This is a genomic window from Nostoc sp., assembly GCF_036917415.1.
GTDB lineage: Bacteria > Cyanobacteriota > Cyanobacteriia > Cyanobacteriales > Nostocaceae > Nostoc.
In genome coordinates, this window is sequence record NZ_JBALDJ010000119.1 from 1 (window position 1) to 18673 (window position 18673).

16 protein-coding genes and 1 pseudogene are annotated in these 18673 nt (G+C 42.4%); 13 read left to right on the forward strand and 4 right to left on the reverse strand.

What is annotated here, in order from left to right; genetic code table 11:
* The 3 genes from V7K41_RS28920 to V7K41_RS28930 form a co-directional block, all read left to right on the forward strand.
* A partial coding sequence (locus tag V7K41_RS28920; protein ID WP_334853829.1) for a COR domain-containing protein occupies positions 1–2731 on the forward strand: 2731 nt, incomplete at its 5' end.
* 302 nt (positions 2732–3033) lie between these two features.
* The gene (locus V7K41_RS28925) at positions 3034–3912 is read left to right on the forward strand and encodes a peptidoglycan recognition family protein (protein ID WP_334853830.1); all 879 of its coding nucleotides are present in this window, start codon (positions 3034–3036) and stop codon (positions 3910–3912) included.
* A 141-nt stretch (positions 3913–4053) separates the two neighbouring features.
* On the forward strand, positions 4054–5313 hold the full coding sequence (locus V7K41_RS28930; RefSeq protein WP_334853831.1) for an FAD-dependent hydroxylase: 1260 nt from the start codon (positions 4054–4056) through the stop codon (positions 5311–5313).
* Positions 5314–5347: 34 nt separating this feature from the next.
* Here V7K41_RS28930 and V7K41_RS28935 read toward each other — a convergent pair whose 3' ends face one another.
* Positions 5348–6868 carry a site-2 protease family protein gene (locus V7K41_RS28935; protein ID WP_334853962.1) on the reverse strand — a complete coding sequence of 507 codons (1521 nt, stop codon included), beginning with the start codon at positions 6866–6868 and terminating at the stop codon, positions 5348–5350.
* A 193-nt stretch (positions 6869–7061) separates the two neighbouring features.
* Here V7K41_RS28935 and V7K41_RS28940 point away from each other — a divergent pair, with 193 nt between their 5' ends.
* Complete coding sequence (locus tag V7K41_RS28940; protein ID WP_334853832.1) at positions 7062–7763, forward strand: MBL fold metallo-hydrolase; 702 nt, start codon at positions 7062–7064, stop codon at positions 7761–7763.
* A gap of 60 nt (positions 7764–7823) precedes the next feature.
* Here V7K41_RS28940 and V7K41_RS28945 read toward each other — a convergent pair whose 3' ends face one another.
* Complete coding sequence (locus V7K41_RS28945) at positions 7824–7997, reverse strand: hypothetical protein (RefSeq protein ID WP_334853834.1); 174 nt, start codon at positions 7995–7997, stop codon at positions 7824–7826.
* 122 nt (positions 7998–8119) lie between these two features.
* Here V7K41_RS28945 and V7K41_RS28950 point away from each other — a divergent pair, with 122 nt between their 5' ends.
* The gene (locus V7K41_RS28950) at positions 8120–8497 is read left to right on the forward strand and encodes a hypothetical protein (protein ID WP_334853836.1); all 378 of its coding nucleotides are present in this window, start codon (positions 8120–8122) and stop codon (positions 8495–8497) included.
* Positions 8498–8584: 87 nt separating this feature from the next.
* On the opposite strand, the gene V7K41_RS28955 is transcribed toward V7K41_RS28950, so the two are convergent.
* A complete protein-coding gene (locus V7K41_RS28955; RefSeq protein WP_334853837.1) occupies positions 8585–8953 on the reverse strand; it encodes a hypothetical protein in 369 nt (122 codons plus the stop codon).
* A 195-nt stretch (positions 8954–9148) separates the two neighbouring features.
* Between V7K41_RS28955 and V7K41_RS28960 the strand changes: the two genes are divergently transcribed.
* Both V7K41_RS28960 and V7K41_RS28965 read left to right on the forward strand, forming a co-directional pair.
* Positions 9149–10639, forward strand: coding sequence for a glutamine synthetase family protein (locus V7K41_RS28960; protein ID WP_334853838.1), 1491 nt, complete (start codon positions 9149–9151; stop codon positions 10637–10639).
* A 497-nt stretch (positions 10640–11136) separates the two neighbouring features.
* Positions 11137–11286 carry a hypothetical protein gene (locus tag V7K41_RS28965; RefSeq protein WP_334853839.1) on the forward strand — a complete coding sequence of 50 codons (150 nt, stop codon included), beginning with the start codon at positions 11137–11139 and terminating at the stop codon, positions 11284–11286.
* 184 nt (positions 11287–11470) lie between these two features.
* Here the strand turns inward: V7K41_RS28965 and V7K41_RS33040 are convergent.
* Positions 11471–11613 (reverse strand): annotated as a pseudogene (locus V7K41_RS33040) (ISAzo13-like element ISMae28 family transposase); the annotation flags it as partial.
* Between the two features lie 407 nt (positions 11614–12020).
* Here V7K41_RS33040 and V7K41_RS28975 point away from each other — a divergent pair.
* The 6 genes from V7K41_RS28975 (at position 12021) to V7K41_RS29000 (ending at position 18668) form a co-directional block, all read left to right on the forward strand.
* On the forward strand, positions 12021–13880 hold the full coding sequence (locus tag V7K41_RS28975; protein ID WP_334853841.1) for a glycoside hydrolase family 2 protein: 1860 nt from the start codon (positions 12021–12023) through the stop codon (positions 13878–13880).
* Positions 13859–14959, forward strand: coding sequence for a galactose-1-phosphate uridylyltransferase (gene galT / locus V7K41_RS28980; protein ID WP_334853845.1), 1101 nt, complete (start codon positions 13859–13861; stop codon positions 14957–14959). The genes V7K41_RS28975 and galT overlap by 22 nt, the downstream gene beginning before the upstream one ends.
* Before the next feature lie 409 nt (positions 14960–15368).
* Positions 15369–16682 (forward strand): hypothetical protein, encoded by a 1314-nt coding sequence (locus tag V7K41_RS28985; protein ID WP_334853846.1) that lies wholly within the window; start codon positions 15369–15371, stop codon positions 16680–16682.
* 116 nt (positions 16683–16798) lie between these two features.
* Positions 16799–17086: a hypothetical protein gene (locus V7K41_RS28990; RefSeq protein WP_334853847.1), complete on the forward strand. Its 288-nt coding sequence runs from the start codon at positions 16799–16801 to the stop codon at positions 17084–17086.
* Positions 17086–17481 (forward strand): type II toxin-antitoxin system VapC family toxin, encoded by a 396-nt coding sequence (locus V7K41_RS28995; RefSeq protein WP_334853848.1) that lies wholly within the window; start codon positions 17086–17088, stop codon positions 17479–17481. The genes V7K41_RS28990 and V7K41_RS28995 overlap by 1 nt, the downstream gene beginning before the upstream one ends.
* A 98-nt stretch (positions 17482–17579) precedes the next feature.
* A complete protein-coding gene (locus tag V7K41_RS29000) occupies positions 17580–18668 on the forward strand; it encodes a M24 family metallopeptidase (RefSeq protein WP_334853849.1) in 1089 nt (362 codons plus the stop codon).
* Positions 18669–18673: the final 5 nt, after the last annotated feature.

Below are 18673 nucleotides of genomic sequence, written 5' to 3' on the forward strand. Positions count from 1 at the left end.
CCAACTCTCCAACTTGACAACGCTATCCCTCGATAACAATCAACTCAGCAGCCTGCCGCCAGAATTCAGCCAACTCTCCAACTTGACAACGCTATCCCTCGATAACAATCAACTCAGCAGCCTGCCGCCAGAATTCAGCCAACTCTCCAACTTGACAACGCTATACCTCGATAACAATCAACTCAGCAGCCTGCCGCCAGAATTCAGCCAACTCTCCAACTTGACAAGGCTATCCCTCGATAACAATCAACTCAGCAGCCTGCCGTCAGAATTCAGCCAACTCTCCAACTTGACAAGGCTAGACCTCGATAACAATCAACTCAGCAGCCTGCCGCCAGAATTCAGCCAACTCTCCAACTTAACTGAGCTATACCTCAATAACAATCAACTCAGCAGCCTGCCGCCAGAATTCAGCCAACTCTCCAACTTGACAAGGCTATACCTCGATAACAATCAACTCAGCAGCCTGCCGCCAGAATTCAGCCAACTCTCCAACTTGAGAAGGCTAGTCCTCGATAACAATCCATTAACCTCGCCACCGCCTGAGATTGTCGAGCAAGGAATGCAGGCAATTTTCACTTATCTTCGAGAAAGGTTAGAGGGTAGCCTACGGCAGTGGGTTTCTAAACTGCTAGTTGTCGGTGAAGGAGGAGTGGGTAAAACATCCTTGTTAAGAGCATTACGCGGTGAAGAGTTCGACACGCAGGAATCCACTACTCATGGTATTGAAATTAAATGGCTCGATTTAACCCATCCCGGAAAAGCAGGTACTACAATGCATCTGAAAACCTGGGATTTCGGCGGACAGGAAATCTATCATGCTACCCATCAATTCTTTCTCACCAACCGCTCCCTATTTTTACTCGCCTGGAATGCTCGACTAGGATTTGAGCAAGGTAAACTCTATTACTGGCTGGATACTATCAAAGCCTTAGCCCCAGAATCCCCAATTTTACTTGTCGCCACCCACATCGATGAACGAGATGCAGACCTTCCCCTCAAAGAATTATGCGACAAGTACCCCCAGATTATCAAACACTGTAAAATTAGCTCTAAATTCATCCGAGGAGTTGAAGAACTGCGGCAAGCAATTGCTGAAGCAGCCGCTAAGTTACCTTTAATGGGGGAAATCTGGCCTACCACCTGGCTAAATGCTGCCAATGCCATCCGCACCCAGCCGAAAAAACAAATCACACCGCAGCAATTGTGGGACATCATGGCTGATTCCCAAGTTGCTGAGATCAGTAAGGAAGTGCTGGCACGATGGCTGCATGAATTAGGTGAAATTCTTTACTTCCAAGACAACGAAGAACTTAACGATACCGTTATTCTCAAGCCCCAGTGGGTAACTGAATATATCAGCAAAGTGCTGGAAAGCGAAGACGTAATTAACCGCAAGGGCATTTTCACCCGTCAAGAAATGGCTCAACTTTGGCGCGACTTAGAGCCATCCATGCAAGATCACTTTTTGCGCCTCATGGAGCGTTTTGACCTTTCCTACCGCACTCAAGAAAACCGGGATCTCAGTCTGGTGGTGGAACGTTTGCCCCTCGACGCGCCTAATTATGAACAGAAATGGCAGCAAATTAAACAAACAAGTGAGTGCCATGAAATTTCGATGAAATTCCAACTCAATACCATTCCTGCGGGGATTCCCACTTGGTTTATTGCGCGTCAACACCGCTTCACAACTGGCATCCATTGGCGTAACGGTGTTTTATTTGCTTATGAGCAAGAACATTTAGCATTAGTGGAAGCTGTTAAAAGCGATCGCTATATTAAATTAATAGTGCGAGGCCCTAACCCGCTAAATTTCTTTGTCCTGCTTCGAGATGGCATCGAAGTCACTCTCGCCAGGTTTCCCGGATTAGATATTAAACGCACAATTCCCTGTCTTGGTCATAATGGTCAACCATGTACCCACGAATTTGACTATAAACAACTATCGCAACGCTGGGAAAAAAAGAAAGGAACAATTGAATGTCCAGAAGCTATGGAAGATGTATCAGTGCCAGAACTCTTATATGGCTTAAACTGGAATACCCAAAATGCAGTCCTAGAACGCATTGACCAGTTGGAAACAAAAGTTGTTGACGGACAAGCAGTAATTCTCGGTGAATTCAAAAATCTCCTAGAACTGACGCAACGGGGATTTACCAATGCATTCCGCCGCGAACAAGCAATGATAGATGCTCATTGTCCCAATGTTTTTATGCTGCGTCCTCATGGCACTAAAGTTTGGCAAAAAAATCTCACCGGACAGAAATTAGATTTACAACTCTATTGCCAAGCACCAGGCTGTTGGCATCCCACCCAAGAAGGCGGTTTATATGAAATAAATGAACCTGCCAAATGGCTGAGAGTAACTGCACCTTATATTGGTAACTTATTCAAAGTCTTGAAATATGCCGCCCCGATAATTGGCCCTTGGCTGGGTGTTATAGATCCCAAAGAATATGAAACGCTATTTAAAAATGACTTAGAACTATTTAAAGAAGTAGCAGCAAAATTACCTGAACTCAAACAATCTGAAGATTTAGAATTAGCAGACATTGCTAGAGGTGAAGATTTAGATCCAGAACGCGCTGATGGTGCAGCTTTGCGTGCCTTGCGTCAACTTTTAGAAGAAAAAGATCCCCAGCAGCACTGGGGTGGATTAAAGAAAGTCTTGACTCCAGAGGGACATTACCTCTGGCTATGCGAACATCACGCAGCAGAGTATAAACGCTAACCATATCAATCAGATTTGAGATTGCGATATTGAATTGTAGAGAAACAATTCATCAACTATTCCCTAAACCAGCAGCAATAGTTTTGAGAGTATTTAAATAGCTCCATGACAGAGGAAGCATTTAAAACAATTACTTAGGATTCTTATATATATTAATAGGGTATATTTGACTAGAATTAAGGTATTATAGCGATTACTATTTGGATACCATAAGCGGTAGGGGTTTACAGAAGTGCGCCTCTACAACTGACACGCCAGTTTAGCTATAAATTAATATCTACGGTTTTACGGGTATTAGAAAAATGAAGTTTACAGACTGGGTGACTAGGGTGCTACTAATCTGGCTGATGTTCGCCACTCTAATAGTAGTGCTGCTAATTGGACGAGCAACAAAATTACACAACAATCCGACAATATCCCGTACATCCAATCCACAGGTTACAGCTTTCAGTCAATATCCCCAGGCGCAATTTCAATCAGCGAAAGAGCCAGAGAAGAAATTTCAAAATGTTATCAAGTCTCCAGTCAAGACTAACAAAACTGTAGCAAGGTATATAACTACTCAAGCTTTTGCACAGTACAGACCTAATTATCAAGTTGCTTCGGTTGATCCAAGTAACTATGGAGAACGGTATGTTCAAGATGTTAACGGCGTAACTCTCCACAATCAACCAATTATCGTCCTCCATGAAACTGGTTATTCAGCTTCTAGCGCAGTTAATTTTTTTCAAGTAGCTCATACTGATGAAAGTGTGCAAGCAAGTTACCACGCTTTAGTCAAGTTAGACGGAACAGTGGTTTATTTAGTACCGCCAGAAAAGCGGGCTTTCGGTGCGGCTAACTCAGTATTTGAGAATTCCGAGGGAGTGGAAACTGTGCAGACTAATCCGAATTTGCCGGCGTCTGTGAATAATTTTGCTTATCACGTCTCTTTGGAAACACCGCCAGATAGTTATGATGCTAGCAGCCAACAAACCCATAGCGGCTACACGGAAACTCAATATCATTCTCTTGCTTGGTTAATTGCTCAAAGTCAAGTTCCAGATCATCGCATCACTACGCATCATTTAGTAGACCGTTCTGGTAAAAAAGTTGACCCAATAAATTTTGATGGTCAGAAATTTTTGAGCTTACTTAATACTTATCGTCAGGTTAGACCAATCTATCGAGTCAGCAAATAATTTGTAGAGACGCGAAAATTTGCAGAGACGCGAAAATTCGCGTCTCTATAAGGGTTCTGGATATAATTTTAAATTGTTAACTTGCTCTAGGAGGCGCGATCGCGTCAAAATAAGAGTTAGACGCTGTAACCTAACTTAATAATGACCCCAACGCAGCTTGAGCAAACTCTTTCCCCTCAACCAACACCGTCAAATGAGCGGGGATATGAATATGATTTGGTAATTGTCGGCGGTGGGATTATTGGGTTAACTCTAGCCTCTGCTTTAAAAGATTCTGGTTTGAGTATTTTGCTAATTGAGGCGAAAGTCGCATCAGTGGCGGTAGCGAAGGGACAAGCTTATGCAGTTCATCAGCTTTCGTCGCTAATTTATCAAGGAATTGGCGTTTGGGACAAAATGTTGCCGCAAATCGCCAAGTATTGCCGAGTTCGTCTTTCTGATGCCGATTATCCCGATGTGGTGGAATTTACCACAGATGATATAAATACCCCAGAGTTGGGTTATGTCGCAGAACACCAAGCGCTGTTGCAGCCGTTGCAAGATTTTGTCCAAGATTGCCCCAACGTGACTTATTTGTGTCCGGCGGAAGTGGTAAATACGCAATACCAGCAGCATATAGTCGCCATTGATATTAAAATTGCCGATCAACTAAAGACAGTCAAGAGCAAATTAGTTGTAGCAGCAGATGGATCGCGATCGCCAATTCGGCAAGCGGCTGGAATCAAAACCTCTGGCTGGAAATATTGGCAATCTTGCATCGTGGCATTTGTCAAACCAGAAAAACCCCACGATAACACTGCTTACGAAAGATTTTGGTCTAGCGGCCCCTTTGCGATTTTACCTTTACCAGGGAACCGTTGCCGTATTGTCTGGACAGCGCCCCATGAAGAAGCAAAAGCTTTGTGTGCTTTAAATGACGAGCAATTTTTGGCAGAACTCAGCCGCCGCTATGGCGATCAGATGGGGAAATTAGAATTACTAGGCGATCGCTTTGTTTTTCAAGTGCAACTCATGCAAAGCGATCGCTACGTTCTCCCCCGACTAGCATTAATTGGTGACGCGGCACACAATTGCCATCCCGTCGGCGGACAAGGTTTAAATTTGGGTATTCGGGATGCCGCAGCTTTGGCGCAAGTAATTCAAGCCGCGCATAAGGCAGGTAAAGATATTGGTGATATTCAGATTCTCAAAGGTTATGAACGCTGGCGCCAGCTAGAGAATTTGACAATTTTAGGTTTCACCGATTTGTTAGATCGGATGTTCTCTAATAATTTCTTCCCTGTGGTGGTGGTTCGTCGTTTGGGTTTATGGTTTTTGCAGCGAGTGCCTGTATTAAAAGTATTTATGCTGAAATTGATGATTGGCTTAAAGGGGCGGACTCCAGAATTAGCAAAACGATAAAGCTTGAGAATGCGATCGTTGATATCTTTACTTTTTAAATTTGCAAAAAGTTAGCGATCGCCTGCGGTAATGGCAGAATAATTACAATCAACAAAGCCATTGCCAGTAACCCACAAACGTCACGTTTGTTATCCAATTCAGTGACATCATTCAGTGCAGGTTCATCAATCAATGGCATAAATAATAAGATAATCGCCCACACCAAAAATTCTTCTCGTACTAAAGAAAGTAACAGCAACAACACGCGAGCAATTTGACCAATTACGATCGCAGTTCGTTGTCCAAACATCGCATGGACAATATGACCTCCATCTAGTTGTCCCACAGGCATCAAATTTAATGCCGTGACAACTAGTCCTAAAAAACCTGCTACTGCAACTGGATGCAAGTCAAGGGCTGATTTTGCTGTTAACTGACTTCCCAAAGCTAACTTCGAGAGTATAGCCAGTAAAATTGAATACTTGGGATTGAGGGCATCAGGATTTAAAAGTTGGGTTTTTTCAGTCAGGGAAACTATATCAGAATGAGCCAAACCCCATATTAGTAATGGCAAAGTAACAACAAAACCTGCAAGTGGCCCAGCGATACTAATATCAAATAAAGCTTTGCGGTTAGGAATGGGACTACGCATCTGAATAAATGCACCAAAAGTTCCCAAAAAGAAAGGTACAGGAATAAAGTAAGGCAACGTCGAGCGAATCTTATAGAATCTAGCTGTCAAATAATGCCCAAGTTCGTGAATGCCTAAAATAGTCATCAGTCCTAAAGCATAAGGCAATCCTTTGAATAGAACATCTGGGTTAGATAGAAGTTTGAACAAAGATCCAATTTGCCAGATAGGCGGCAGAGAAACACCAGCATTTTGCACTCCCACCAAGGTAGTAGTGATCAAAGTAGCTGCTAGCAGCATCAGCGCTAATCCTGGTCGAGTTAATTGTTCCTGGTTGCGTCGTGGTGTATTTGTCTGTTTAGCTGCTTGAGTGTTAGGAACCAGCACAAAGAAAGGTTTGCCATTGAAGCCTTCTTGAAAAATCAGCAAGAAGCGATCGCCAAATTGTGCTTCAATATTAGTTTTAATCTGCTGGTAAGCGTTGCTAGCTTTAGTTCGCAACTGCCCCCGACAAATCACAGATTGTGGTCGATACTCAATATTTTGAATGTAGTATACAGACCAAGGAAAACAATTTCGCAGTTGGGTTTCTTCCGTTGGTTCAATGGGACGCACTATTGGTTCTGGGGTAGGCTGGATAGTTGGTTGTGATTCTGAGGGTTGGGTTTGGGCTTCGGTCTGTGTATCTCTTGGTATTTGACGTCCCCATTGAAACAATACCCAGTATAAGACTGTGCAGACAAATACTGACCAGAGGATCAACTCTGGCGGTGGAGATTGTTTCGCTCCGTAGATTAGCGTCCATCCACTCAACAGGAATGCTGGTGTCATTAAAACCAGCCACAACAACCATACTGGTGTTCGGGTGATGTGAGCAACGCTGCGCTGCACCATGAGATAAGTAGCTAGCCCCAGCAGGAGGATAAACAGAAACCAAAATGCCATATTATCTTCAGTAATTTTGACAAAACGCCCCACCAGTAGCTTCAGCACCATAGCATTAACTACAAGGCAGACCTCAAATCCCAATTTTTTTCACAACGGTTAACAGTGCTGGTTAACGCTCAAGTTTCAATTCTTGAGAATTTCCGCACTGTAATCAAATTGTCCACAACTCCTCAGTTTCGGTTCTTTGATTATGTGCCCTTTACCTCAACAGCCAAGTCATACAACTAAGCCGCCACGGGCTGTCTTCCCTGACGAAGTTCTCAGCACAGGTTCTCTGCAATCGAACTTCGCACAAGAGAGCATTTTTGCCTTTCCACCCAATCGGGACACATTAGGGGGAACCTCTTATTTTATTGTAAGAAATGAAGGCAATATCCTCATAGATTGCCCTGCACTAGAAAAAACAAATCAAGATTTTTTGCGATCGCATGGAGGCGTGCGTTGCTTATTTATCACCCATCGCGGCGCCATTGGCAAGACTGCTGAATTTCAGCAAGCCTTTGGCTGCGAGGTGCTAATTCAAGAGCAAGAAGTGTATTTATTACCAGGCTTAACCGTAACTACCTTTAGGCAAGAATTTACTCTTGATGCTACAACACAAGTAATTTGGACACCAGGTCATTCTCCCGGCTCATCTTGTCTCTACTACAGCGAACTTGGGGGTATATTGTTTTCTGGTCGCCATTTACTCCCTAACCAGCATGGTCAAGCAGTACCATTACGGACAGCTAAAACCTTTCACTGGCCAAGGCAAATTCAGAGCCTTCGATTATTATTAGAACGTTTTACACCAGAAACTCTCCAGTATATTTGTCCTGGAGCTAATACAGGCTTTCTTAGAGGTAAGCATTTTGCACGCAGTAATAGCCTTTTTAGTCATTACTCTCCTTAAAATGCTCACTTAATGAGTAAAGTATGTGTAATTCCATGCAATTGTACCAACCTACCGATTCTATTTCTTCTCATCTAGTGCCTTTTGCACGGCATCCCTACAGAATTGTGCTGGATTGTCTTGCTTCTGTATCTCTTCCTTCATTTCCTTGGTAGCCCTGAAAGTAACATTCTCAGTCAAATCTCTACTTGGTTGGTTGTCAAAATTTTGAGGATTACCTTTACGGTTAGACATTGTTGAGATATGTAAATATAGCTTGTTTCGGAGCAAGCATCGAAATAGAGTTTTAATCGGTGGCGATACCAGTCAGCAAAACAGTTCACCACCGATACCACTTTTTTGGAAATGGTAACTCTATGTTCACACGTTCAGAACTCGAAATCAAAACCATCAAAGAACTTCATGACTTATGCTTACGCTACGGCATCAAACCAACCGGGAATAAAGGGTACAAGACTTCGTGGATTACATCATTGATGGTATTCCCTCAAATGGCGTTATCCCAGTTTGAGGCAGGTAAAGGATTAAAACCTCCTGCTTTTGCTTTTATGCAAGCACTGAGTAACGCTATAGATGAGATGAATTCACCCACTGATGAGCAAGCAGCACTGATTAAAATCTCCCTGGAAGGTAGGAGAATGCAGTCACCCGCTAGATGGAAACAGGAGAAGCTTATCAACCTGTACAAGGCGAAACAGAAACTAGAGGAGGTTATGTCTTTACTGGGTGACTAAGCGGGAAGTACTTAGACTATTGTATATATAACTCAATGGATGGGCTTCGTACCTCAGCCCATCCTACCGCGCTTGAGTGCAAACGTCTTATTTTTGTTTGCAGCTTGCGGTAAGTTCTAGATTGTAGAAAGTCCCTGATTTGGGATTAATTGAACGCAATTCCTGAATAAAAGCATTAAATCTTGTATTGCTTATGCCGAAGCCAGCTTCAGCACAAGCAGATAAACCTCCTTCGATGGGAATAGATCCTGCCCTGGGACTATATACAATGAATTTATCGACGGTGCTTGTACCGACTGCAAACCCGATAACTTGGCGAATTGCTTGCAAAGCGGCATTATCTAAGGGACCACCAATACTGCCAATACTGATATTAACCGCACGATTTTCAGCAAAGGCTGGCGCAGTAATCGACAATACTGCCCCGACAATCATTAAACTGGCGAACTTCTTCATTTTTCTCTCCTCCAAAAAATTGAAAAACTAATAATTAGGTTTCGATATGGATGAAGTACATCACAGACTTAGCCCTAGTGTTGTACCTCACTCGTTTTACTTTTATTCCCACTATAAGTATTGTCCATTTTGTTAGGTAGCGATCGCGTACTAGCCGAATAATTAGTAACATTAAAATATTTTCTTTCGTGTGCAATGAAAAGACCTGGATTTATTGAGCGTCATCACTTGTGGACAGAAATCCAAAAATCAGCATCTGAAAAGATCGAGGCTGTTGTTAAAGAACAGGATCTACTGTTGATTCGTACTGCTTGGTCAGACCAGCATGGCATTGTTCGCAGCAAGTCGCTCTTACCTCAAACGTTTTTAAGCGCCTTAGAAAACGGTATGCAAATCAGCACAGGGACATTCCTGTTTGATACTGGTGGTGCAATAGTATTTAACCCGTTTGTTCCTGGCGGTAGTTTAGATATGCCTTTGATGACAGGTGCGCCAAATCTTGTAGCTGTTCCTGACCCTGATACCTTCAAAATTCTGCCTTGGGCAAAACGTACTGGCTTTATTCTCTGTGACGAGTACTTTCAAAATGGTCAGGCAATGCCCTTTTCCAGTCGCGGTATTTTGCGCCAATCATTGGTAGAGTTACATCAAAGAGGGTTAGAGCATATTATCGGCTTAGAAGTTGAGTGGTATCTGGCAAAGTTAGAAGATCCGATGTTAGCGATCGCTAATGTTGGTACTTCTGGAAAACCTGGTGAACCTGCCAAAGTTAGTGCTGTAGAGCATAGCTTCCAATACCTTTTAGAATCCCACAATCCAGAGATTCACGATTTGCTATGTGTTCTGGCAGAAAACTTGGTTGAAATGGGATTGCCTTTAAGAAGTGTAGAAAACGAAGGAGGTGTCGGTCAATTTGAATTTACCTTTGACCCGATTCCAGCATTGCAAGCTGCGGATACAATGATGATATTCCGAATGGCGACCAAGCAAATCTGCCGTCAACAAGGTTACATCGCCTCATTTATGTGTCGTCCAGGATTGCAAGGTTCTTCTTCCAATGGCTGGCATTTGCACCAATCCCTTGTAGACCGAACCACAGGCGAGAACGCTTTCATGTCTGCAAACTCCGAATCGCTAATGTCAGATTTAGGTAAACATTTTGTTGGTGGTCTTCTTAAACACGCCAATGCCGCTTCTGTGTTCACAACCCCGACAATTAACGGCTACAAAAGATTTAAGCCTTATTCCCTAGCTCCTGACCGTGCCGGATGGGGATTGGAAAACCGAGGGGCAATGATTAGATTACAAGGCCGTTATGATGACCCCACCACCCACATTGAAAACCGAGTTGGAGAACCAGCAGCCAATCCCTACCTGTATATGGCATCGCAATTGATTTCTGGGTTAGATGGTGTAGATCGTAAACTTGACCCTGGCTCCCCAACGGAGTCACCTTACGCTACAGAAAGTCCGACCTTACCCAAAAGTTTGCCAGAGGCGATTTCATATTTGAGCCAAAGCGAACTTTTTTCTCAAAAAATGGGGCAGCAGTTCATCAACTTCATCATTAAGATGAAACAGAGTGAAATTAATCGCTTTTTGCAGTCCGTCGCCGATCGGCCACCAGAAGACTATTTAAAGCAGGTGACTAACTGGGAGCAAAGAGAATATTTTGAATTATTGTGAAATGAATAATTCCTGGAAATGTCGCGCTTTTAAAAATGATTATTTAGGTATTTAAGTGAATCTTTTGACAATTGCCTGAACGTTACTAATTACTTCAGCTTTGTCATACGGGAGTGCTACGGGGTGTAATTTGGGATTGTGTAGGTATTGGGGGCAATTGATTGTGTTTGACGCAGTTAGGCTGGTTTTTAAGGTGGTGTGGAAATTAGACTTGGCGTTAAGTTGACGTTTTAAGGCTTTAAATTCTTTCAAGTTTTTGACATTTTCTATAAGTCTAGGACTAGCCCTTTCAAGGTGAGTAAAATTTTAGTCAATAAATTCTTCTTTAAGCTATTTACTCTGTGTTCTCTGCGCCTCTGTGGTTAAATAAATTACTTTTTAACCGCAGAGGTACAGAGAGAGAGTACTGAGAAAAAACAATCTTATTTTACGAGTCACCTTGAAAAGACTACACCTGAATCCTTACCTTAAAACTAATGCTCATATAGGACTCATATTTGATTTCTGAAATACACGTAGGGTGCGTTACGCCAAAGGCTAACGCACCAGTTAACGATTTAGGTGCGTTAGGCTACCCCATAACACAACACCAGTCCGCTCAAGTCGGGAAACCCGCCCACGCGGCTGGCTTCCCTACAGATACTTAGATTTTTTCATAAATCAAATCGGATTCCTATAGTCATGCAATCCTATTTTCTAGTGACCTAAAGTTGTCACACGAAAAAATAATCGATTACTACAAACTGTGCTTTCAAATCGAGTTTAACTTTGGTGATGCGAAGCAGTTTTTTGGATTGGAAGAGAACCCTCTTAATTTGGCAGAGGTATTGCAATAGTTACGCGATTCCATCTCTAACTCTTGTTCTGCTACAGACTGTCCTCCATGTCCTAATGCCGCAACTGTTTGTGCTATAAATTTACGCTTGGCCGCACATGAGTAATTGCTCGGCAGTTTCCTTCAACAATTTTTTCAATGAATTAGTTGTAGTGACATCTCAAACATCCCAAAATCGAATCATCATTGAATTTACTACAACTTGGGGTAGGAAAGGCTGCCAACGGCAGCCTCTCCTACCCTATAACAATGATTATCATTATTATTAACTATATATTTTATTTTCTGGAAGTCCCTAACTTGGCAAAGATTAGTAATGTATATGCCATAATGTCACGAGCTAGGGGTATATAAACTTATTGCTATACTTCAACACGTAAGTGGGGAAGGTATCAGTATTGGCTACAAAAAAATATAATGCTACTAGCTCGAACCGATCCTTCATCGATCGGGTCAAAACTCATGCTATATACCGGAATCCAATATTTTGGTTCGGATTTAATCTATAGCAGGGGTTGATTGAGTTATGGATAGGGAGGAAATTTGATGAAATTGTTGTTAGATTTGGAGAATCCTGAGGTTAAACTAGCCTCTAAAACTGATAGTAATTTTGTGGACTTAACAGCAGCACACCCCCGACCATTGTTAAAGCGCTCACACTGGCAAACTTTAAATGGGCTGTGGAAATTCGCATTTGATGACGAGGGAAAATGTATCGAACCTAGCGATTTTGTCGAATGGTCTCATCATATAGAAGTTCCTTATGCGCCCGAATCTACCAAAAGTGGGATTAGCGATCGCGGTTTTCATCCAAACTGCTGGTACGAGCGGGAATTTGAAACACCACCAGGAGACGGCAGATTACTGTTACATTTTGGCGCTGTGGACTATCGCGCTCGTGTGTGGGTAAACGATAAATATATAGCCGAGCATGAAGGCGGACACACCTCTTTCAGTCTCGATATTACCCATGCCTTAAATGACAGTGGTACAACCAAGGTAACAGTGTGGGCGCAAGACGATCCGCACGACCTCGCCAAACCTCGTGGTAAACAAGATTGGCACTTGAAACCTCATGGTATTTGGTATCCTCGCACGAGTGGTATTTGGCAGACAGTTTGGCTGGAGCGCGTCGGTCAGACTTATATCGGTAATCTTCGTTGGATTCCCGACTGCGAAAGGTGGGAAATTGGGTTTGAAGTTGGGCTGGCCGGTAATTTACCTACTTCGGGTGTACAAATTAAAATTAAACTCAGCGCTGGCGATCGCGTGTTAGCAAGCGATACTTATGAAGTATTCAATGGGGAAATTAGCCGCCGCATTGTTCTAAGCGATCCGGGTATTGACGATTGCCGTAATGAATTATTGTGGAGTCCAGAAAAGCCGACGCTGATAGATGCTGGAATTCAGCTATGGCATAAAGATCGTCTTTTAGATGAAGTGCAATCTTATACAGCGATGCGGACTGTCAGCGTCCAGCGCAATCGCTTTATGCTCAACGGTCGCCCTTACTATCTCCGGCTAGTTCTCGACCAAGGCTATTGGCCTGATACATTAATGACTCCACCCAATGACGAAGCATTACAACGTGATGTAGAACTCGTCAAAGCTATGGGTTTTAACGGAGTACGCAAACACCAAAAAATTGAAGATCCCCGCTTTTTATATTGGGCAGACGTTTTAGGGTTGTTAGTATGGGAGGAGATGCCTAGCGCTTACCGCTTCACGCCGAAAGCCGTGGAACGTATGACCCGTGAATGGACAGAAATTATCAAGCGAGATGTTAGCCATCCTTGTATTGTGGCGTGGGTGCCGTTTAATGAATCCTGGGGTGTGCCAAATTTGGTTGAAACGGCAGCTCATCGTAACTACGTATTAGCAATGTATCATCTGACCAAGACTCTCGATCCGACTCGCCCAGTAATTGGTAACGATGGTTGGGAAAGTACCGATACCGACATCCTCGCTATTCACGACTATGAACGCCAGCCTGAACGATTAGCCCATCGCTACAGACCGGATATTCAAATATCAGATTTATTTGAGCGTAGCCGCCCTGGAGGACGTATCCTCACCTTGGATAACTATCCCCATCAAGGACAACCAGTGATGTTAACCGAGTTTGGTGGCATCGCCTATGCCCCTCTTGACCAACCTAATGCCGATCAAGCTTGGGGATATGAAAACTGCTCGAATATCTCCGAATTAGAAATGAAATACGCTGCTCTGCTCGAAACCGTCAATAACATTGAGCTATTTAGCGGATTCTGTTACACACAATTAACTGATACCTTTCAAGAAGCTAACGGTTTATTGTACGGCGATCGCACCCCGAAATTTCCTATTGAGGCGATTCGCGCTGCAACTCTTTCAGGACAAGGATTATGTACTCCCACAAGCTGTTAAAGCCCGACGGACGCAAACTCAAGTTATACAGTCGCTACCCAATTACTACTCAGTTAGAAGCCACTAGCCCTAGTAATGAGCCAGTGCAAGCTAATCCTCACCTGCGCTGGCACCCCTTGCGGGGCGAATGGGTAGCTTATGCTAGTCACCGTCAAGGGCGGACATTCATGCCGCCCCCAGAATATAATCCCCTCGCACCTACTACCAACCCTGAGTTCCCAACGGAACTACCCCAAGGTAAGTATGACGTGGCAGTGTTTGATAACCGCTTTCCCTCAATGAGTCCGACAGCCAACAATCCACCCGATACCATCGTGGAAACGTTACCAGCTAATGGGGCCTGTGAGGTAGTGGTTTTTACTCAAGATGCTAGCGCCTCCTTGAGTTCCTTAGAGTTGGAACATCTAGATTTGCTCTTAGAAGTGTGGGGCGATCGCACCCGCGAACTAGGGCTAAATCCCCAAATTCAATACGTGTTGCCCTTTGAAAATAAAGGTGTAGAGGTGGGTGTAACATTGCACCATCCCCACGGGCAAATTTACGCCTATCCTTTTATACCTCCTGTTCCGGCGCGAATGCTGTCAATGCAGCAGGAGTATTATGAAAAACATCGGCGGGGTTTACTGCAAGACTTGATTCAGAAGGAGATTGCAGACGATCGACGGATTATTTATCAAGATGAATATGCGATCGCATTTGTCCCGGTATGCGCTCGTTACCCCTATGAAGTCTGGATTGCACCCAAAGAGTCAGTTAGCACTTTTATGGATCTTACCCCTGAACAACGTTGGGGACTCGCCAAAGCGTTAAAAACTGTCACTCTCAAGTATGACGGTTTGTGGAATCGTCCGTTTCCTTACTTGATGGCTTGGTTCCAAGCGCCAACTGACGGTTTAGCGCATCCCGAAGCGCATTTACACGCCGAGTTTTTTCCACCATATCGGACAAGCGAAAGGCTAAAGTATCTGGCGGGCACTGAACTTGCAGCAGGGATGTTTGCCAATGATGCTTTACCAGAGGAGAAAGCGAAGGAACTACAAGCTGTGGTGGTGAATATTGAAGAACCGATTTCGGCATAAAGGGGAATGGCACTAAAACAGCTAAAGACTTTTTTGCTGCTTGTACTCCAGAGTGCTTCGTATTTAATGCCAACAGAAAGCAAGGAGGGGGCGAAAACCTCTTGTCTTTTCTTAATTTAGTCTCTATCCAATATTCAGTTAAAGTATAAAAAACTACTAAAATTAGATTTTTTGCATATTACTGTTTGTGGTATTGCAGGATAATTTTAGCATATATGCTAATCAGCCTTGTCAAATTATAAAATATATGCATAAATTAATTTATTAACTTGCATAAATCACTATAGAAACAGTTTCTCAAGAAGTCCAGCGCCTGATATTTAATATAGCTGGATTGAAAGGGGAAAGTTTTGCAGAGTTAGCAAACCAGCATTCAAACTCAGATACTCTGCGTTTAAATGTTTCGGAAATGCTAAAGCTTCCAGAAAGGACGCGAGAAGAAATATGGTTTGAGGAAACTTCTAATCAGACAGAAATTGAATGGCTCAAAGAAACCTTTAAGCAAATCAACTATGGTCTCCATAAGGAGTTTTCAGTTCCACAAAGAATAGATATTATTGTTCCTGGTGAGTTATTTCAGTCATCTCCCTATGAATTACAGGTTATTGATACCAAGGGTTTAGATAAGGATGGTACGGCGGTTCGACGCGATTTAATGGACTGTTTAAACGACCAACGAACTTTGACTGTTTTGTGTTCCAGCTTTGAGGATGCACCAAGTAGTGAGATATATGACCTGATTGCTAACTTGATTCAAACTGGTTCTGAAAAATTGTTAAAAGAGCGCGTCATCATTCTTGTGCTACCGAAAAATGATGACGCTTATAAGGGAAATAATGAAACTGGAGAGCCAGTAGATTCAAAAGAGGAGGCATATAGCCTAAAGCGTGAAGAAGTGAAGAGGTCACTCAAACCACTGCTTAAACAAATGAATGTCAAAGATATACCAATTCTGTTCTTTAACGCTATACCAGAAGAAGATAATCCTTCAGATGTCGCCAGGATGCTAATTGAGAAACTGGATAAATTACGTTCCACCTACGTTCAGCGCCTTTCTAGTTCAGTTGAGGCGATAAACATTCTGATTAGAAACCAAAAAGAAAAAAATGCGGGGGAAGCATACGAAAAAGTTAGTAAATCACTAGAAATTTTCTTGAATGATTACCATAAAAAAACTCTATCTTTTGGTAGTATTCATCAGAGGCTACTAATACCAGAAATGCGAAAGACTCGTTCAGGCACACTACGGGCAACTATACGTCGTAATGGAACCTTAGACAAGTTTGATGTGTATTTTCTGCTGGGTAATGGTTCTAAGTCTGTTGCATGGAACGCTACTATGGGGATTTTCCACGAATTGAAAGGAATACTTAAAAATTTGAGTGGTGATTCTCTAGTCAAAGAATATGCAGAAGGTTTTATAACTCAAATATTAGCAAACTGGGATGAATGGCATCAGGAATTTCTTACTTATTCAGAGCAAATTAGTGAACAAGTTTTCAGACCTACACTCATCAAGTCTCCTATTTGGGATAAGTGTATGTTTATTAAAGGTTCAGGATTTCGTAATGATGTAATATATGCGTTTCAAGTATGGTTTAATGCTGCTGAACAACGGCATTTACACGACTTGTTAAACAGTCAGATTGAAAAAGCATGGCAAGAGAAAGTTTTAGGTAAACTAGACAATCTGATAGGTAATAGTACAACAGCGTCATCATGATATGAAGTTGTGATTTTATTTGTAAGTTGTATTAGAAGACGTGTAATCTAACTACCCTTTTCTAATAAATTCTACTAATATTTATTGATACATCGAAAGATAAAGGATAAAATGACATGAAAATTCGAGGAATAAAACGCGGTCAAAATATAGAAATATTAGAGCAACTAAATAACATTCCCGATGGAACAGAAATAATTATAGACTTAGAATTTATTGAAAAGCAAATACCCAAACCAAAACTACATTTAACAGAAGAAGAGAGATTAGCTAAATTAAATAAATTATTTGGGGTATGGAAAAATCAACCAGATTTAACAGAAATATTTGGAGAAATTGACCAACAACGTCATACTTACCAAGGTAGAAGCATAAACTTAATTGATAATCAGGATAACGGCTAATGTATCTGTTAGACACTAACATTTGCATTGCACTTCTCAAAGAAAACCCCGAAGCATTGAAAAAAATTAATCGCTACTTTAGCCAATGTTATCTATCAACAATTATAGTTGCGGAACTTTATAAAGGCGTTTACTTTTCTCAACAGGTGTCCAATAACCTGGAAAGTTTGCAGCAATTTACTGATCTATTACCCATAAAACCATTTGACTTAGAAGCAGCTATTGAATTTGGCAAGATTCAAAGCGAACTCAAAAAAATTGGTAAACCAACTGGAGAATTAGATGCGTTAATTGCTGCTGTTGTTCGTTCTCGCAATGATATTCTCGTGACTAATAACATCAAAGATTTTACTAATATTCCTAACTTACAATTAGAGAACTGGTTAGAAAAGTAGACATAGATTAATTGTACCATTTTGAATACCAACCTCAGACAGACGCAGACAGACGTAAATAAATTTGATAATTATCTGTATCTATCAGTGTTTTTCCTATGAATGAGGAAGTCTCCAAAAAACTAGAGTTAATCAGGGAAACCTTGCGTGAAACCGAAATGCAAGGTGTGCGTTTGCGCGGTACAGACTGGTTTGCCTGGGCAACAGGTGGCGCTTCTAGCACCGTGCTGCTTACTGCTGAAACTGGCGTAGCAGAAGTATTAGTAACTACTGAAGATGCTTGGATATTGACAGATGAAATTGAAGCGCAGCGACTTATTGATGAAGAACTACCAGCTAATTTTAAAGTGCATATCAACCCTTGGGCTGATGCTGCTGCCCGTGAGTCTTTTGTTCGTGATGCAACTGGCAAAGGAAAAGTAATCAGCGATCGCCCCATCTCCAATTTAGAAAAGCCGTTACCCCCATCTCTACAAATGCATAAACGGGTAATGATATCAAATGAATTAGAGCGATATCGCCAAATCGGGCAAAAAGCTAGCGTTGCAATGACAGAGGTACTCAAAGCCGCCAAGCCAACTTGGACAGAATATCAGTTAGCGGGTGCAGGTGCAGAGGCGTTATGGGCGAAAGGCTTGCATCCAGCGCTGACACTAGTAGCAGGTGAGAGGCGTTTACCGTTATACCGTCATGCTACAGCCACTGGAGAACAGATTGGACGGCAAGCGATGCTGGTGTTTTGCGCTAGAGGTTATGGTTTGTATGCAAATCTAACTCGGTTTGTTTCTTTTGGTGCGCTTTCAAACGAACGAGCCGAGTTACATTCCCATGTACGCGAAATAGAAGCAGTAGTTTTGAATTTGTGCCAACCCGGAACCACACTCGATGCAGTTTATCACGCGCTAGCTCAGGCTTATGAGCAGCATGGATTTCCCAATGCCATCCGCGAACATCATCAAGGAGGAACCACTGGATATTTAGCGCGAGAAATCGTCGCCAATCCAACTACTACTGATACTTTGACAGAAGGTATTGCTGTCGCTTGGAATCCCAGTTTAACAGGGGCAAAGGTTGAAGATACTTTTGTGATTCTTAAGGATGGAAAATTGGAAAATCTGACTTTTGATCCAAATTTTCCTAATGTTGAGGTAGAAGGAAGGTTACGACCTGTACCTTTGTACAATTAAAAATT

Coding starts and splice junctions, on each gene's coding strand:
- V7K41_RS28985 (WP_334853846.1), top strand. CDS start 15,369: ATGCTAAAGCTTCCAGAAAGGACGCGAGAAGAAATATGGTTTGAGGAA.
- V7K41_RS29000 (WP_334853849.1), top strand. CDS start 17,580: ATGAATGAGGAAGTCTCCAAAAAACTAGAGTTAATCAGGGAAACCTTG.
- V7K41_RS28995 (WP_334853848.1), top strand. CDS start 17,086: ATGTATCTGTTAGACACTAACATTTGCATTGCACTTCTCAAAGAAAAC.
- V7K41_RS28930 (WP_334853831.1), top strand. CDS start 4,054: ATGACCCCAACGCAGCTTGAGCAAACTCTTTCCCCTCAACCAACACCG.
- V7K41_RS28950 (WP_334853836.1), top strand. CDS start 8,120: ATGTTCACACGTTCAGAACTCGAAATCAAAACCATCAAAGAACTTCAT.
- V7K41_RS28935 (WP_334853962.1), bottom strand. CDS start 6,868: ATGGCATTTTGGTTTCTGTTTATCCTCCTGCTGGGGCTAGCTACTTAT.
- V7K41_RS28925 (WP_334853830.1), top strand. CDS start 3,034: ATGAAGTTTACAGACTGGGTGACTAGGGTGCTACTAATCTGGCTGATG.
- V7K41_RS28975 (WP_334853841.1), top strand. CDS start 12,021: ATGAAATTGTTGTTAGATTTGGAGAATCCTGAGGTTAAACTAGCCTCT.
- V7K41_RS28960 (WP_334853838.1), top strand. CDS start 9,149: ATGAAAAGACCTGGATTTATTGAGCGTCATCACTTGTGGACAGAAATC.
- V7K41_RS28990 (WP_334853847.1), top strand. CDS start 16,799: ATGAAAATTCGAGGAATAAAACGCGGTCAAAATATAGAAATATTAGAG.
- V7K41_RS28940 (WP_334853832.1), top strand. CDS start 7,062: ATGTGCCCTTTACCTCAACAGCCAAGTCATACAACTAAGCCGCCACGG.
- V7K41_RS28955 (WP_334853837.1), bottom strand. CDS start 8,953: ATGAAGAAGTTCGCCAGTTTAATGATTGTCGGGGCAGTATTGTCGATT.
- galT (WP_334853845.1), top strand. CDS start 13,859: ATGTACTCCCACAAGCTGTTAAAGCCCGACGGACGCAAACTCAAGTTA.
- V7K41_RS28945 (WP_334853834.1), bottom strand. CDS start 7,997: ATGTCTAACCGTAAAGGTAATCCTCAAAATTTTGACAACCAACCAAGT.